This window comes from Bradyrhizobium sp. USDA 4503, assembly GCF_054055815.1.
The window spans coordinates 1,273,314-1,289,280 of record NZ_JBSRXS010000001.1 but is presented as its reverse complement, the minus strand read 5'-3'; the positions used below and the strand labels follow the sequence as shown (position 1 = coordinate 1,289,280).

Here is a 15,967-nt window from a genome sequence, read left to right as displayed (position 1 = left end):
CTCACGCTCCCGTCGATTTGGCGATCACCTCGAGCAATCCGCGCGCCTCGAGTTCGTCGCGGATCAGCCGCTTCGGCACCTTGCCGTAGCCGGACTTCGGCAGCGCCTCCCAGAAGAAGAAGCGTTTCGGCATCTTGTAGCGCGGCACTTTTGGCGCGAGATAGGCGGCAAGCTCCGCCTCCGCGACCGCCTCGGCGCCCTCGCGCGCGACGCAGACGGCGACGCCGACCTCGCCCCAGAAGGGATCGGGTACGCCGAGCACCGCGACCTCGCCGACCGCGGGATGGGTCAAGAGCTTCTCCTCGATCTCGCGCGGATAGATGTTGGAGCCGCCCGAGATGTACATGTCGGAGGAACGGCCGGTGATGTAGACGAAGCCCTCCTCGTCCATGTGGCCGAGGTCGCCGGTGCGGAACCAGCCGTCGCGAAACGCCTTCGCATTGGCCTCGGGGTTGTCGTAGTAGCCCGCGAACACGCCGGGACCGATCACGCAGATCTCGCCGGTCTCGTGCGCTTTCAGCTCGCTTCCATCGTCGCCCTGGATCGAGACCTGCATCCCGGTGCGCTCGAAGCCGCAGGTGCCGATCCGCGCATGCGGCCCGTCCTCTGGATCGTGCAGGCCGGGCGGCAGCACGGTGATGTTGCCGGTGACCTCACCGAGACCGAAATACTGCACCAGCACGCCACCGAGCTTGTTCAGCGCCGCCTTCTGGTCCTCGCGATACATCGGCGCGCCGGCGTAAATGATGTAGCGCAGCGAGGAATGGTCGTGCTGGTCGGCGGCGGGATGCTCGACCATCATCTTCAGGATGGTCGGCACCGTGAACATGTTGCTGACGCGATGCTTGGCGATCAGCCGGAAGGCTTCGGCGATGTCGAACTTCTCCGACGGCAGCAGGATGGTCGGCACGCCGCGCGCGGTCTGCACCAATTGATGTACGCCGGCGCCATGCGACAGCGGCGCCACCACCAGCGAGGCGTCCTCTTCCGTGGTGCCGGGCATCAAGTCGGCGAGATGGTTGGTGATGACGAAGGCCATCTGGCCATGGGTCAAGACCGCGGCCTTGGAGCGGCCGGTGGTGCCGGAGGTGAAGAAGAACCAGCAGGGATCGTCATAGTCGACGGCAACGTTCTCGACCACAGCGCCGGCGTGCTTGGCGATGACGTCGCCGAGCGTCGCCTCGCCGAACGTGCCCTCCTCCCCGATCTGCCAGACGAATTCGAGCGCGGGATTGGCGGCCGCCTTGGCATGTTCGAGGAAGTCGGCGTGGCACAGAAAACGCCTTGGCGCCGGAGGCCGCCGCGAGATAGGCGACCTCGTCCGGCATCAGGCGGAAATTGGTCGGCACCCAGACTGCGCCGAGCCGGAAGGCGGCGAACATCGACCAGAACATCTCGTCGCAGTTCTTGGAATGCACCAGGATGCGGTCGCCCTTGACGATGCCGCGCGCGGCCAATGCCGCCGCCAGCGCCGAGACGTTCTGGTCGATATGGCGCCAGGACCAGGCCTTCTCGTTCCAGATGAAGCCGGGGCGATCGCCGTGGCGGCGGGCGTTCTGGGTCAGGATGTAGGCGAGGTTCATCACCCGGCGCGATACCCGCGCGATCCCGCCGCGCGGCGCGGCAGCAGCCGTCCCGCTCATTGCCGCCCCGCCGATACGCACAACAGACAGGGCAAGGTCAGGACGATCATCGGGTGTTTCCTCGGTCAGAACCGGGCGTCTTCAAGCGCCGCAAGGGATTGGTACCGCCCGGTTTATCGCCAAGCCGCCGCCTTCGGCAAGGCCCGACGGGCGCGGCCCGATGATACCGCGCGCCGGCGGCGGTCAACCCGTTGTTTTCTGCCCAGCCCGCTACTGCGGGTGCTTGGCGAGTTCCTGCTCGCTCAGGTTCCAGTCCTGCCACAGCTGCAACGCGCCTATAAAGGCGACCAGCGCGCCGAGCAGGATGTGCCAGAACTGCAGCGCGTGGTCCTCGGCGTAACCAAAGACCATGGGCGATGCCATCAGCCAGAGACCGAGCAGGATGCTGGCCACCTCCTCCCAGCGGTGCAGCGCGACATATTCGAGCTGGGCGATGCCGAGCACCAGCATGCCGACGATGAAGCTGTTGAGGACGAGGTGGCTGCGCTCGATATCGACGGCGCCGCTCACCTGCATCGGAAACCAGGGCGAGACCATGATCAGCACGCCGAGCAGCATGCCGAGCCAGTCCTCCCAGGGACGGTGTGTGTTGAAGAAACGATTGTCCGACATGACGAACCTCCTCCGACAAGAGGCATACGTCGGCGGCCGGCTCCGCCACTCCGTACCAGACGACCATCCAGCCGCATCAGGGACGTATGTCTGTCATCAAACGTAATCGAACTGCATCCATCCGCAAGGCCCGTCCCGCGTATGTGCGACACGGCAGGAGCGATCGTTGCCGGCAAGATATCACCGCGCTCCGCCGAGCCGCGCCAGCGCTCCCTTGGCGCTCTGCAAATCGGGCTGCAGCTCGAGCGCCTTGCGGAAATCGGCCGCCGCGCCCTTTTTGTCGCCGAGCCGCAGCTTGGCCTGGCCGCGATTATTCCAGGAATAGACGTCGTTCGGATCGTATTGCAGCGCCTTGTCGTAATCGGCGAGCCCGCCCTTGTTGTCCCCTTGAAAGAGACGGATCATGCCGCGGTTGCGCCAGCCGCGCGCATCGGTCGGCGCGATCCTCGCAGCCTCGCCATAGTCGGCGGCGGCGCGATCGAGCTGCTCGGTATCGCGATAGACATTACCGCGGTTGATGTAGGCGAGCACGTTGGGCTCGAGCTTGATCTCGGTGGTGAAGTCGGCGATCGCATGCGCCGCGTCGCGCTTGCGGTAGTAGACGAAGCCACGATTGCCATAGGCGGTGGCGAGCTGCGGATTGTATTTGATGGCGAGGCTGAGATCGGCCAGCGCGCGGTCGAGATCGCCCTTGTTGAGCCAGGCATCGCCGCGATTGTTGTAGGCCAGCGCGAATGCCGGATCGATGCGGATCGCCTCTTCGTAATCGGCAATCGCATGATCGAGATCGCGCTTGAAGGCGTAGACGCGGCCGCGATTGGTATAGGCGCAGGCGTAGGCGGAATCGAGCTTGATGGCCTCGTTGAGGTCGGCGAGCGCTGCATCGAGCTCGCGCTTCTCGGTCAGCCCATGGCCGCGATTGCAATAGGCCCCGGCCAGCCGCTTGCCGGTCTCGGTCTTGCCGTCGATCACCGTGGTGCAGGCGGCCACGCGGTCGCCGGGCGCCGTCGTCAGGCCGACGCAGGTCTGCCAGCTCGGATCGTCGCCGGCGGCGGCTTGCGGCGGGTCTGGAAGCGTCAACGCGGCGCCGAGCAACACGGCGGTCAGGCAGGCCAAAATGCGCATATCGTCAATCCACAAATGCCAATTTGCGGGTTGGTCGCGGCTTTGCATCGGCGGGTTCACACGCTTACATCAGGGCCTGCGAATCAACCGGGATTTTGCGATGGCTGCCGTCCGCGACAACAGGGACCAAAACCGCTTCGAACTCGACACCGAGGGCGGCCTCGCTTTTGCGAATTACCGGCGGACGCCCGCGGCCGTGATCATCACCCATACCGAGACACCGCGCGCCCTGCGCGGCCGCGGCATCGCATCGGAGCTGGTCAGGGGGGCGCTGGAGCTGATCCGCACCGACGGCCACAAGGTGATCGCCGGCTGCGGCTTCGTGGTCGACTACCTCAACAAGCATCCGGAATACGCGGATCTTGCAGGTTAGAGCCCTGCCCCTCAGACGATCTTGATCGACATATCGGGCAGGCCCTCGAGCTTGCACAGCAACACGTCGCCCTTGACGACCGGGCCGACATTCTCCGGCGTGCCGGAATAGATGATGTCGCCGGCCTTCAGCTCGAAGGCCTCGGAAAGCTTCGCGATCTGCTCGGCGACGCTCCAGATCATGTTCTTCAGATCCGAGCTCTACCGCACCGTGCCGTTGACCGCGAGCGATATCGCACCTTGCGTGAAGTGGCCGGTCTTATCAGCCGGATGGATCGGCCCCAGCACTGCGGCATGATCAAAGCTCTTGCCGATCTCCCACGGCTTCTTTTCCGCCGCCATGCCGTTCTGCAAATCGCGCCGCGTCATGTCGAGGCCGAGCGCGTAGCCATAGACGTGGTCGAGCGCCTTGTCGGCTGGGATGTTGGTGCCGCCGGATTTCAACGCGGCGACCAGCTCGACCTCATGGTGATAGTTCTTGGTCAGCGACGGATAGGGATGATCGGCGACCGTGCCGATCGCGACATTCTGGATCGCGTCGGTCGGTTTCTGGAAGAAGAACGGCGGCTCGCGGGTCGGATCGGAGCCACGCTCGATCGCATGCGCCGCGTAGTTGCGGCCGATGCAGTAGATGCGGCGGACCTGGAACACTTCGCTGGCGCCAACGATCGGGATCGTCACCGCCGGTACCGGAAACATCGCCTTCGACGCGGTCTCGGCATGGGCCGGCGCGGATTGCGCGGCGGCGCCGGCCAGTGCGAGGGCGCCGGTCGCAAGCATCGTCCGGCGATCGAGATCAGTCATGAGCGTTCTCCTTCTTGTTCGCCGATCTATAGATGCTCGCCGATCGATAAAAAAGGCCCGCGCTGGCGCGGGCCCTGGCCGTGTGCGGGATGATGATCCGCTCAGTGCTTGATGTCCGGGGGCAGCTTGCCGCCATTGGCCGCGAGCTTCGTCATCACCTGCTTGTGCAGCCAGATGTTCATGCTGGCGGAATCGCTGGTGTCGCCGGAGTAGCCGAGCTCCTTGGCGAGCTCCTTGCGCGCCGACAGGCTGGAGTCGATGTCGAGCGCCTTCATCAGGTCGACGATCGAGGTGCGCCATTCGAGCTTCTCGCCCTTCGCGGCCACCGCCTTGTCGAGAATGGGGGCGACGTCAACGGACTGCGCGGGCGCTGCGCCGGCCGGCACCGCTGCAGGAGACGACGATGCACTGCCGGATCCACCGGCGGGAGCTGCGCTTGTGGCCGATCCGCCTGCGGGCGCGGCGCTGGCGCTGCTACCGAAGATCGCGCCCATGATTTTTCCGAAAATGCTCATCGTTCGCTCCCAAGACTGTTGAGATGTGAAAGCCAGACGGCGCTGGGACGCCTGACCGCGGTCGCAGTTGAAGTCTATAGCCCCCTCCATAGCTTGCCAATGCGACATTCACTTAAGCGTGAGTGCTTTTGCCACGGTTTGGGAGTAGCCTTGCCGAACAGTTCGCGACACGGCCAGTTCCCTGCTCTGTCTTTCGCGTCTGGCTTGCTCGTGATCGCTTCGAGAGGCGGTACGTTTGTGCCCTGTTGCGGGCGCAGAATGCGACCGCCCAGAGGGAGACAACGACCATGGCCACGTCATACCAAGGCAATGTCAGTTCGATGACGCAGAGCGGACAAGGCGCCGCGTCTGCGCCGGTCATCCGCACCATCGGCTTGTCCGATTTGCATCATGCGCTGCGTCTCGGCTGGGAAGACTTCAAGGCGGTGCCAAGTCACGCCATCGTCCTCTGCCTGATCTATCCGGTGCTCGGCCTCGTGCTTGCGCGCACCGTGCACGGCTATTCCGTGCTGCCCCTGCTGTTTCCGCTGGCCGCGGGCTTTGCCCTGCTCGGCCCGTTTGCCGCCATCGGCCTCTACGAAATGAGCCGCCGCCGCGAGGACGGCGGGGAAGCATCTGCGTGGGATGCCATGGAGGTATTCCGCTCACCGTCATTCGGCGCGATGCTTGGGGTCGGAACGCTGCTTTTCGCACTGTTCGTGACCTGGATCGCCACCGCCCAGGCCATCTACACGGCGGTGTTCGGCTATGAGACCGCGGCCAACATTCCCGATTTTGCCGCGCGCGTGCTGACCACCCAGCAAGGCTGGTGGCTCATCGTGGTCGGCTGCGGCGTCGGCTTCCTGTTCGCGCTCGTCGCGCTTTGCATCAGCGTGATCGCCTTCCCCATGATGCTCGACCGCCAGGCGACCGCCGGCGAAGCCATGGTGACGTCGATGCGCGCCGTCGCACAGAACCCGGTGCCGATGGCGGCCTGGGGCCTGATCGTCGCGGTGCTGCTGGTGCTGGGCACGATCCCGTTCTTCCTCGGGCTTGCCGTGGTCATCCCGCTGCTTGGTCACGCCACCTGGCATCTCTATCGCGAGGTCATCGTCAAGGATCCGAATGCGCGGCCGGTGATCCCCGAACCGCGCGAGCGCAAGCCCGCCGCGGACTTCCCGGCCAATCTGTTTCCGTGGCGGCGCAGCGATCGCGGCTAAGCGCCGCTAACCGGATTCGTAAACGTCAAAGCAACCGCCGGCCGATATGTTCGGCCGGCGGTTTATCGTTCAGGATCGTCAAATGGGTGTGAAACTGGCGTGGCATTTGCAGCGCGGCCTGAGAAAAAGCGGCTCGGTCACGAGCCTTGTTTTGGCCGCTGTTGCCGCGAACATACCCGCCGCCTTGCGCGACCAATCGATGACATCGCAGACTCCGGAGTGAATTGCCTATGACCTCTCGCTCTTGCTTTCGTACGCTCGCCATCGGCGCGTGGCTCCTGACCTCGACAGCATCGGCGCTGGCCGCTCAATGCGGCACGGGCACGTTCGAATCCTGGCTCGACGATTTCAAGAAAGAGGCTGCGACGAAGGGCATTTCGCAGAACGCGATTCAGGCCGGGCTGGCTGGCGTCACGCAGGACAAGGCGATCCTCGCCCGCGACCATTCGCAGCAGGTGTTCAGCCAGACCTTCGAGCAATTCTCGGGCCGCATGGTGCCGCCGCGGCTCAATCGCGGCTCCGACATGATGAAGCGCTACGGCTCGGTGCTGTCGCGAATCGAGGAGGCCTACGGCGTACCGGGCGAAATCCTGGTCGCGATCTGGGGACTGGAGACCGATTTCGGCGTCAACACCGGAAAGTTTCCGACCATACGTTCGCTGGCGACGCTCGCCTATGATTGCCGCCGCTCCGACATGTTCAAGGCCGAGTTGATGGATGCCTTGCGCATCGTCGAGCGCGGCGATCTGCCGCCGCAGGAGATGCGCGGCGCCTGGGCCGGCGAGATCGGCCAGACTCAATTCATGCCGTCGTCCTACATCAAGTTTGCGGTCGACTTCGACGGCAACGGCAAGCGCGACCTCCTGCACAACGTGCCCGACGTGCTGGCGTCGACGGCGAACTATTTGAAGAGCTATGGCTGGAAGAAGGGCAAGGGCTGGGAGCCCGGCAGCGAGAATTTTGCGGTGATCCAGCAGTGGAACAAGAGCGAGGTGTACGCCAAGACGATCGGCTACTTCGCCACCCAGCTCGCCAAGGCTCCGTAGCGCTTTCACACCAGCTCGCGTGGCGCAGCGAGCCAAGGACGAGGCCACCCTTCTGCTCTGACTAGATCAAAGCCGGTCCAGCTACGGATGAATCAAAAAGGGCCGACTGCCCCAGGCAATCGGCCCCTATCGCCATGATCAAAACCTACTTCGCCATGCTGGCTTCGGCAGCCTTGCTGAGATGCGCGCCGCAAGCACCCCACTGGTTGTTCAGCATCGCGTCCTGAGCGAGCGAGACTTCCTTCTCCGCCGCGAATTTGACCTCATTGTCAGCCATAGCTTCGACTGCAGCTTCGGTCTTGCCGAGATTGGCACCGCTGCAGCCGAGGCCCGCGTGATGACGATGCGCGGCCTGAGCGGGAGCGACAGCGTAGGCAACGGCAGCCACGGTGGCTGCTGCGATCAATGTCTTAATCATGGGATGATCCATCTGTTGTTCTTGGACAGATCCCAGCGTGATTGCGGAATCTGCGGAACGATTATTCGCTGTTCCCGACACCGTTCAGAATGAACTTCGCGCGATACAAACGTGATGAGCGCTGCGCGCGCATCGCGCATGCGTTGCATAGTGTTTTGATTACATGTCGGTAAGGAAGCGGCGCCGCAATAGCTTTGCTCGACGCGTTCACTTCAATCGAGCTGCACTTCCGATAATCAGCAGCGCGTTCGCGCGGCAGGCGAAAATCTGAGCAGGCGGGAGGGCCGAACTACCTCCGAGGTCAATGCGACTGATTGACGCTGCGTCCGCCTAGGTGCCAACCCTATCATGCTATGAATATTAAATCATTCATACAGCAACATTCCGCATGCGAATCACGCATGGAACACGCCGCCGTGATCTGGCGTCAGCCGAGCGCCATCCCTTGACCGAACGGTCTGTAATTACCATATTAACGGCGTAGTTCAAGTCACCGCCATTCTTCTAACTCACTGATCTCAAGAAGATTTTGACGCCGTCGCCCGACTCTGCGGAACTTTGGTCCACTGGACCTTGCTCGCTGCGCCAAACGGTTAACCGGAACTTACCGCCGCTATGCGTTTTGAGCTTAGCTGCATCGCAACATCGGAACTACCGCACTGCACTATATCATCTATATTCACTTCAACGATGAGGCTTTTGAAAAGCTGAATCTGAATTACTAGGAGACTACCATGTTGCTCTCGCTCATCCGCATGATCCAGGCTTTCCGGGATTATCAGCGCAATGTCAGCGAACTGTCCCAGCTCAGCGATCGCGAACTCGCCGATATCGGCCTCGACCGCTCGGACATTCCGCGCGTTGCCGCCGGCACCTACAACGGCTAATCGGCCGCAAGCCATCTGCTAAACGGATAACGCCCGCTTCCACAGCGGGCGTTGTCGTTTGTGGTGCGGTTTCAGATGCATATGAGATCAAAACGCGCTAACGCTGCGCGATGACACCGCATCAATCCCCTTCCCAACCCGTGCACATCGTGGGCGCGGGGCTCGCCGGCTCGGAAGCCGCCTGGCAGGTCGCCAATGCCGGCGTCCGCGCCGTGCTGCACGAAATGCGCCCGCACCGGATGACCGAGGCGCATCGGACCGAAGGCTGCGCCGAACTGGTCTGCTCGAACTCCTTCCGCTCCGACGATGCCGCCAACAACGCGGTCGGGCTGCTGCACGCGGAGATGCGGCGGCTGGGCTCCCTGATCATGCGCTCGGCCGACGCCAACCAGGTGCCCGCCGGCGGCGCGCTGGCGGTCGACCGCGACGGCTTTTCGGCCGCCGTCACCAAGGCGCTCAACGAACATCCGCTGATCGAGATCAGCCGAGAGGAAGTCGCAGGGCTGCCGCCGGCCGACTGGAGCAACGTCATCGTCGCGACCGGCCCCCTCACCTCGGCACCGCTTGCCGACGCCATCAGGCTTCTGACCGACGAGAGCGCGCTGGCATTCTTCGACGCGATCGCGCCGATCGTGCACAAGGATTCCATCGACATGTCGGTGGCCTGGTTTCAGTCGCGCTACGACAAGGTCGGCCCCGGCGGCACCGGCGCCGACTACATCAACTGCCCGATGACGAAGGAGCAGTATGACGCCTTCGTCGCGGCGCTGCTCGACGGCGAGAAGGTCGACTTCAAGGACTGGGAGACCAACACGCCCTATTTCGACGGCTGCCTGCCGGTCGAGGTGATGGCCGAGCGCGGTCACGAGACGCTGCGCCACGGGCCGATGAAGCCGGTGGGATTGACCAATCCGCACAACCCGACCGTCAAGCCGTATGCGATCGTCCAGCTGCGGCAGGACAACAAGCTCGGCACGCTCTACAACATCGTCGGCTTCCAGACCAAGCTGAAGCACGGCGCGCAGCAGCGCGCGTTCCGCACCATCCCCGGCCTCGAGAACGCGGAGTTCGCCCGCCTCGGCGGCCTGCATCGCAACACCTTCCTGAATTCGCCAAAGCTGCTCGACGGGCAGCTGCGTCTGCGCGCGCAGCCGCGGCTGCGCTTCGCCGGGCAGATGACGGGGTGCGAGGGTTACGTCGAGTCGGCCAGCGTCGGCCTGATCGCCGGCCTTTGCGCTGCCGCCGACATGCGCGGTGCCGCGCTGACGCCGCCGCCGGCGACGACCGCGCTCGGCGCGCTGCTCGGCCACATCACCGGTGGCCACATCGAAACGATCGAGGCCGGTTCGCGCTCGTTCCAGCCGATGAACATCAATTTCGGTCTGTTCCCGCCGCTGGCCAGTGCGCCGACCAAGAAGCCGGACGGCTCGCGGCTGCGCGGCAACGAGAAGACCGTCGCCAAGAAGCAGGCGATCAGCGCGCGCGCGCTCGCCGATCTCGACCACTGGATCGCAGAGCACCTGCGCGTTGCGGCAGCGGCCTGACAGTCATGAGCTTGCCGAAAGACGATGACGCCACCCTGTCGGTGCGGTGGAGCCAGGGCGTGCTGCTCAAGCGCGACGTGTTCTCGACCGTCGAGCGCGGCCGCTTCCGCGCCGATGACGGCGAGGTCGACGGCGTGCTGCGCCGGCTCGATCAGGTGCCGTTCTGGTCGTTCGCCCTGGCGCTGCATCTGTTCTCCCGCGAGCGCCGCGCGCTGACCTTGGCGCGCGGCCTCGACGTCGGGCCGAAGCTGTTGTGGGCCGGCCGTCGCGCGCTGGTCCGTGGCTTCATCGACGGCGCGGCGCTGCATCTGGCGAAGCCGCACGGCGACGTCGCCTATTTTCGTTCGGCCAAGGCCGCGTTGCGCAAGCTGCATCGCGCCGGCATCTGCCACAACGATCTCGCCAAGGAGCAGAACTGGCTGGTCGGCCGCGATGGCCGCGCCTACCTCACCGACTTCCAGCTTGCCGCCTGCTTCAAGACCCGCAGCCGACTGTTCCGCATCGCCGCCTATGAGGATCTGCGGCATCTGTTGAAGCACAAGCGCAGCTACGCGCCGGAGGCGTTGACGCCGAAAGAGCGCAAGGTGCTCGCAAAGAAGTCCGCGGTCGCCAGCATCTGGCTCAAGACCGGCAAGAAGGTCTATCAGGCGATCACGCGCGGCATCTTCAATTTCACCGACCGCGAAGGCGGCGGCCGGAGGCTGGTCAACGACGCCCCGGTATTGATCGATCTGATCCGCAAGAATCCGCAGGTGCGCGACACCGCGATCGTCGCCTTTGCCGACCGGCGCGTCGGCGTCGGACTCTACGCCTTCGTCGAGGCGGACCAGTCCGCGCTGGAAAAGACGCTGCGCAACGAGCTTACCGCAGCCGGGGGCGTCAAGCCGCCCGAACACATCCAGGTCGTGCATGCGCTGCCGCGCGATGCCGCCGGCAAGCCGCGCACCGAAATCCTGCAGCTCGTCGCCATGAACCAGATCGACCTGATCGAACCGATGATGCGCAGCGACGCCGATCGCGAGTTCCTCAAGGATATCCTCGAGCAACGCAAGAATTTGCGCGACCGCTTCAATTTTGAAGTCGCCGAGATGGACCGGCCGGCAGGTTAGAGCGCGCTTCTCGGCGCGTGGCCCTCGACAAACGCGGCGCGAAGCTTCACTCTTTGCGAGGGGTAGCGCGTCGAGGGACAAGTTTAATGCCACTCACCCGTGGCCGGATCGGGGGATACGATTCCGAACGACTGGCGTTCGGATTCACCATGATGAACGGCGACCAGGAAATCGAATGCCAGATCAGCGACGCCGCACTGGACGAGTTGGCCGGCACGCGTGGAACGGCGAGCATGGCGCGGCAAGCCCAGTTCGTTGCGCTGCGCGACGCGGTCGAACAGATCGCATCCGACATCTATGACAGCGGCCCGATGGTCAAGGGCAGAACGATCCGGATCTTCACCAAGCACATCTCGAAGGAGCAAAGCTAGCGACCGAACTCCTCCGTGCGCGCGGCTCGCCACAACGTCCAGAGCGTGCGCAGGCGCGAAACCGGCTTCGGCAGGAACGGGTCGTAGTCGTCCCTCCTCGCCCGGTTCAGCTCGCGCCTGACATGGGCGAGCGGCAGGAAGATCGGCCTCACGCCCGACGGGACATCCGCAAGCAGCCCGAACGAGGTCTTGAGATGGCCCTGGGCCTCGTCCGCAAGCTGATCGATCGCGGCACGGATGTTCGGCGTCACCTTGCCGGCAAACACCTCCTCCTTGCTGCCGCCGTGCTGCTGCAGCAGCTGTAACGGCAGAAACAGCTGATGCCGTGCGGCGTCGCGTCCGAACGAAGCGATGACCTGCGCCATGCCCTGGGCAAGACCCGCATGACGGGCTAGGTGATCAATCGCCTCCGACGGTCGCGCCACCACGCGCGTAGCCTGCGAGAACAGCACTGAGGCCGTGGCGTCGAGATAGCCCTCGAGCGCGGCCAGCGACGGCATCGGGTCGTTGTAGAGATCGAACTGGTGCTCCTCGACCAGCTGCGAGAATGGCGAGACCGGCAGACGGTGATTTCGGATCGTGTGCAGCAGTTCTGCCGCGACCGGATTGCCCTCGACGCCGCCATGGCCCGCACCGGCCAGCATGTCGGTCCACCATTGCAGCCGCATCTCGCCGGGCAGCGGCTGGCTGACCTGCTCGTGCACGCGCGAGACCTCGATATTGAAGGCGTAGATCGCAAGCATCGCGCGCCGTTCCGGACCCGGCAGGAACAAGGTCGACGCGTAGCGCACGAAGTCATGGCTCCGCACCAGATCGGCGCAGAAGGCCGCGCCGTCCTTCGGCGCCTCCGTCGCGCTCATGGCACCGCGATCAGCGCCGCCGCGACGCGACGCCGCTCGCCCAGCATGATGTTGTAGGTGCGGATCGCAGGTCCCGTCTGCATCGGATCGAGCACCACCCGCACGGCCCGCAGAGCCTCGCGCAGGCCCTTTGGCGGGACCCAGACGTCGGTGCCGGTGCCGACGATCAGCGTGTCGATCGCATTGGCGGCCGCGAACACCTTTTGCAGCGAGTATTCGTCGATCTCCTGCGGCCTGGTGACCGGCCAGGCCCAGATCGAGTCAGGCAGGCACAAGAGCGAGCCGCGGTGCGACATATCGGCAAACGCGAAGCCGCCCTTGCCGTAGGCCTCGATCGGCGCCGACCTCGGAAGATGGGGAGCGTCCGAGGAGTTGCTCATGACCAGCTACTTCTTGGCTGCCGCCGTGTCCGGCTTCTTGGCCGGCGCGTCCTGCACCGCGTCTCCACCCCGCGTGGTGTGAACACCGAGATAGATCAGAATCGGCGCCGCGATAAAGATCGATGTGTAGGTGCCGACCAGCACCACGCCGAACATCATGACCGCGGTGAAGCTGTGGATCGCCTGGCCGCCGAACAGCAGCAGCGCGAGCAAAGCCAGCGTCACGGTGACGTGGGTGATGATCGAGCGCGACAGCGTCGAATTGATCGATTCGTTCAGCAGCTGCGGCATCGGCATCTTCTTGTAGCGCCGCAGCATCTCGCGGATACGGTCGTAGATGACAACGGTATCGTTGAGCGAATAACCGAGAATCGTCAGCAGCGCCGCGATGCTGGTGAGGTCGAAATCGACCTGGGTGATCGACATGAAGCCGATCGTGAGCACGATGTCGTGGACGTTGGCGATCATGGCGCCGAGCGCGAACTGCCATTCGAACCGGAACCAAAGGTAGATCAGGATGCCCATGATCGCGAACATCAGGCCGATCATGCCGTAGGCCAGCAGTTCGCCGGAGACGCGCGGTCCCACCACCTCGACGCGACGGTAGTCGACGGATTCGCCGAGCGCGCCGCGCACTTTCGTCACCGCATCCTGCTGCGCCTTGTCGCCGCCGGGCTGCTCGGCGACGCGGATCAGGACTTCCGCCGGACCGCCGAACTGCTGCAGCTGCACCTCGCCGAGGCCAAGACCGTTCAAGGTGGTGCGCATCGCGGCGATGTCGGCGGTGCCGGATTTCGCCTGCACCTCCAGCAGCGTGCCGCCCTTGAAGTCGATGCCGAAATTCAGGCCGTGGGTGAAGAACAGCGTGATGGCAAGGATCGAGAGCAGCGCCGAGATCGGGAAGCTGATGCGGCGAAAGCGGGTGAAATCGAAATGCGTGTCGTCCGGCACGATGCGCAGCGGCGGCAGCAGGCCGAGCGCCGCGACCACGGTCAACACGGCGATCAGGATGCCAAGGCCAATGAGAACGGTATGAGTCACAACAGGCCTCTCAGATCGGCACGGTTTGCGGCCGCTTCCACCGCACCCAGCCGGCGACGATCAGGCGCGTCAGGGTAAAGGCGGTGAACACCGTGGTGATGATGCCGATGCCGAGCGTCACGGCAAAGCCGCGGACCGGTCCGGTGCCGATGTAGAACAGCACGGCGGCGGCGATGAAGGTGGTGATGTTGGAGTCGAGGATGGTCGCCAATGCCCGCTTGAAGCCGGCGTCGATCGCCGAGATCGCGTTGCGGCCGCCGCGCAGTTCCTCGCGGATGCGCTCGTAGATCAGCACGTTGGAGTCGACCGCGATGCCGACGGTGAGCACGATGCCGGCGATGCCCGGCAACGTCAGCGTGGCGTTGAGCAGCGACAGCAGTCCGAAGATCATGGCGACGTTGATCGCCACCGCGATGTTGGCGAACACGCCGAACAGCCGATAGGTGATCAGCATGAACACGATGACCAGGATCGAGCCGACATAGGCCGCGAGCTCGCCCTTCTCGATCGAGTCCTGCCCGAGGCCGGGACCGACGGTACGCTCTTCGATCACGGTCAACGGCGCCGGCAGCGCGCCGGCACGCATCAGGATCGCCAGATCGTTGGCCGACTGCACGGTGAAGCTGCCGGAGATCTGGCCCTGTCCGCCGGTGATCGGTTCACGGATCACGGGTGCCGAGATCACCTTGTTGTCGAGCACGATCGCAAACGGCTGGCCGACGTTTTCGGCGGTCGCCTGCGCAAATTTGCGCGCTCCCGACGTATTGAACTTGAAGCTGACGATCGCCTCGCCGGTGCGCTGGTCAAAGCCGGGCTGGGCATCGGAGAGCTCGCCTCCGGAAACCAGAACCTGTTTCTTGACGACATACGGAACCGGCGGCGGTGACGCGCTCATCAAGAGCTCGGAGTCCGGTGGCAGGCGGCCCTGCTGGGCCTGGTCCGGCGACACCGAGCTGTCGACCATGCGGAATTCCATCTTGGCGGTCTTGCCGAGCAGCTCCTTCAGGCGGGTCGGATCCTGCAGGCCCGGCACCTGGACCAGGATGCGGTCGGTGCCCTGACGCTGGATCACCGGCTCGACCGTGCCGAGCTCGTTGACGCGCCGTTCGACGATCTGGATCGATTGCTCGATGGTCTGCCGGATGCGCTCGGTGATCGCGGCCTGCGGGACCGTCAGGCGGATCAGGCCGCCGCCGGCGTCGGCAACCTCGAGGCTGCGCTGGCCGCTGGAGCCGAGCAGGCCGCCGAGCGGCTGCGACAGCTCGCGGAGCTTCGATAGCGCCGTCGCCTGGTCGCCTTCCCTGGAGATGCGGACTTCCACCGCGTCGTTGCGCGTGTTGAGGCCGGTGTAGCCGATCTTGGCTTCACGAAGCACCTTCCGGACATCGTCGCGGATCTGGTCGAGCTTCTCCTTCTTCACGTAGTTGGAGTCGACTTCGAGCAGCAGATAGGAGCCGCCCTGCAAGTCGAGGCCGAGGACCAGGCGCCGCTGCGCCCAGGCCGGCCAGGTCTTCACCTGCGCTTCGGGGAAGAAATTGGGCACGGCGCACAGGCAGACCACCAGCGCTGTCAGGATAATCCCCAGCGCTCGCCACCGCGTGAAATACAACATCGAGTTGACCCGTCAGATTCCAAAAAGGCGCCGCGGCAATCAGCTCGCGGACGCCTCGTCCTTGGCGTCGCCCTTCGCCGGCTCACCCTTGGTACGCACACCCGAGATCATCTGGCGCATCTGGCGCACGCGAACGCCGTCCGAAATCTCGAACTCGATCTGGTCGTCGTCGACCACCTTTGTCACCTTGCCGACGAGGCCGCCCGAGGTCACCACGGTGTCGCCGCGGCGGATGTTCTTCACGAGGTCCGCATGGTCGCGCACTTTCTTCTGCTGCGGGCGCAGAATCAGGAAGTACATGATGACGAAGATCAGCGCGAATGGCAGCAGCGACATCAACATGCTGTTGGTGTCACCAGTCGCTCCAGCCTGGGCAAACGCAGGAGTAATCAGCATTCGGACGATCCTCGGATAAGACGGGAAAGAACC

General features: G+C 64.3%; 17 protein-coding genes and 2 pseudogenes. 8 read left to right on the top strand and 11 right to left on the bottom strand.

The features are described 5' to 3' along the window. Position 1 precedes the first annotated feature (1 nt). The 3 genes and pseudogenes from ACVMIH_RS06180 to ACVMIH_RS06170 form a co-directional block, all read right to left on the bottom strand. A pseudogene (locus ACVMIH_RS06180) lies at positions 2-1,643 on the bottom strand (acyl-CoA synthetase). A 210-nt stretch (positions 1,644-1,853) separates the two neighbouring features. Then, positions 1,854-2,255 (bottom strand): SPW repeat protein, encoded by a 402-nt coding sequence (locus tag ACVMIH_RS06175; RefSeq protein ID WP_057018520.1) that lies wholly within the window; start codon positions 2,253-2,255, stop codon positions 1,854-1,856. Between the two features lie 180 nt (positions 2,256-2,435). Then, positions 2,436-3,380, bottom strand: a complete 945-nt coding sequence (locus tag ACVMIH_RS06170; RefSeq protein ID WP_456856156.1) for a tetratricopeptide repeat protein — start codon at positions 3,378-3,380, stop codon at positions 2,436-2,438. A gap of 100 nt (positions 3,381-3,480) precedes the next feature. Here ACVMIH_RS06170 and ACVMIH_RS06165 point away from each other — a divergent pair, with 100 nt between their 5' ends. Further along, positions 3,481-3,753, top strand: a complete 273-nt coding sequence (locus ACVMIH_RS06165) for a GNAT family N-acetyltransferase (protein WP_229189821.1) — start codon at positions 3,481-3,483, stop codon at positions 3,751-3,753. Positions 3,754-3,764: 11 nt separating this feature from the next. Here the strand turns inward: ACVMIH_RS06165 and ACVMIH_RS06160 are convergent. Continuing rightward, positions 3,765-4,556 (bottom strand): annotated as a pseudogene (locus ACVMIH_RS06160) (fumarylacetoacetate hydrolase family protein). A 101-nt stretch (positions 4,557-4,657) separates the two neighbouring features. Beyond that, entirely contained in the window at positions 4,658-5,071 is a 414-nt protein-coding gene (locus ACVMIH_RS06155) for a DUF3597 domain-containing protein (protein ID WP_057018523.1), read from the bottom strand. A 287-nt stretch (positions 5,072-5,358) separates the two neighbouring features. Here ACVMIH_RS06155 and ACVMIH_RS06150 point away from each other — a divergent pair, with 287 nt between their 5' ends. From ACVMIH_RS06150 to ACVMIH_RS06140, 3 genes are all read left to right on the top strand, one after another. After that, complete coding sequence (locus ACVMIH_RS06150) at positions 5,359-6,270, top strand: DUF2189 domain-containing protein (RefSeq protein WP_076828616.1); 912 nt, start codon at positions 5,359-5,361, stop codon at positions 6,268-6,270. 82 nt (positions 6,271-6,352) lie between these two features. After that, positions 6,353-6,493, top strand: coding sequence for a hypothetical protein (locus tag ACVMIH_RS06145; protein ID WP_156436338.1), 141 nt, complete (start codon positions 6,353-6,355; stop codon positions 6,491-6,493). Positions 6,494-6,500: 7 nt separating this feature from the next. Then, positions 6,501-7,316 carry a lytic murein transglycosylase gene (locus ACVMIH_RS06140; RefSeq protein ID WP_076828618.1) on the top strand — a complete coding sequence of 272 codons (816 nt, stop codon included), beginning with the start codon at positions 6,501-6,503 and terminating at the stop codon, positions 7,314-7,316. A gap of 145 nt (positions 7,317-7,461) precedes the next feature. On the opposite strand, the gene ACVMIH_RS06135 is transcribed toward ACVMIH_RS06140, so the two are convergent. After that, complete coding sequence (locus tag ACVMIH_RS06135; RefSeq protein WP_057018525.1) at positions 7,462-7,746, bottom strand: hypothetical protein; 285 nt, start codon at positions 7,744-7,746, stop codon at positions 7,462-7,464. A gap of 722 nt (positions 7,747-8,468) precedes the next feature. Between ACVMIH_RS06135 and ACVMIH_RS06130 the strand changes: the two genes are divergently transcribed. From ACVMIH_RS06130 to ACVMIH_RS06115, 4 genes are all read left to right on the top strand, one after another. Next, complete coding sequence (locus tag ACVMIH_RS06130; RefSeq protein ID WP_016846063.1) at positions 8,469-8,621, top strand: DUF1127 domain-containing protein; 153 nt, start codon at positions 8,469-8,471, stop codon at positions 8,619-8,621. A gap of 110 nt (positions 8,622-8,731) precedes the next feature. Then, the gene (gene trmFO, locus ACVMIH_RS06125; protein ID WP_456856160.1) at positions 8,732-10,165 is read left to right on the top strand and encodes a methylenetetrahydrofolate--tRNA-(uracil(54)-C(5))-methyltransferase (FADH(2)-oxidizing) TrmFO; all 1,434 of its coding nucleotides are present in this window, start codon (positions 8,732-8,734) and stop codon (positions 10,163-10,165) included. 5 nt (positions 10,166-10,170) lie between these two features. Continuing rightward, a complete protein-coding gene (locus ACVMIH_RS06120) occupies positions 10,171-11,274 on the top strand; it encodes a serine/threonine protein kinase (protein WP_456856162.1) in 1,104 nt (367 codons plus the stop codon). An 86-nt stretch (positions 11,275-11,360) separates the two neighbouring features. Further along, positions 11,361-11,645: a DUF1488 family protein gene (locus tag ACVMIH_RS06115; protein WP_057018527.1), complete on the top strand. Its 285-nt coding sequence runs from the start codon at positions 11,361-11,363 to the stop codon at positions 11,643-11,645. Here ACVMIH_RS06115 and ACVMIH_RS06110 read toward each other — a convergent pair. From ACVMIH_RS06110 to yajC, 5 genes are read right to left on the bottom strand one after another with little or no spacing between them, the layout of a single operon-like run. After that, positions 11,642-12,505, bottom strand: a complete 864-nt coding sequence (locus ACVMIH_RS06110) for a phytoene/squalene synthase family protein (RefSeq protein WP_456856164.1) — start codon at positions 12,503-12,505, stop codon at positions 11,642-11,644. The genes ACVMIH_RS06115 and ACVMIH_RS06110 overlap by 4 nt on opposite strands. Beyond that, entirely contained in the window at positions 12,502-12,885 is a 384-nt protein-coding gene (locus tag ACVMIH_RS06105; protein WP_018271534.1) for an Mth938-like domain-containing protein, read from the bottom strand. Before ACVMIH_RS06105 ends, ACVMIH_RS06110 begins: the two co-directional genes overlap by 4 nt. Before the next feature lie 6 nt (positions 12,886-12,891). After that, on the bottom strand, positions 12,892-13,926 hold the full coding sequence (secF, locus tag ACVMIH_RS06100; RefSeq protein ID WP_057018529.1) for a protein translocase subunit SecF: 1,035 nt from the start codon (positions 13,924-13,926) through the stop codon (positions 12,892-12,894). 10 nt (positions 13,927-13,936) lie between these two features. Continuing rightward, on the bottom strand, positions 13,937-15,538 hold the full coding sequence (secD, locus tag ACVMIH_RS06095) for a protein translocase subunit SecD (protein ID WP_057018530.1): 1,602 nt from the start codon (positions 15,536-15,538) through the stop codon (positions 13,937-13,939). A gap of 39 nt (positions 15,539-15,577) precedes the next feature. After that, positions 15,578-15,934, bottom strand: coding sequence for a preprotein translocase subunit YajC (yajC, locus tag ACVMIH_RS06090; RefSeq protein WP_026192737.1), 357 nt, complete (start codon positions 15,932-15,934; stop codon positions 15,578-15,580). Positions 15,935-15,967: the final 33 nt, after the last annotated feature.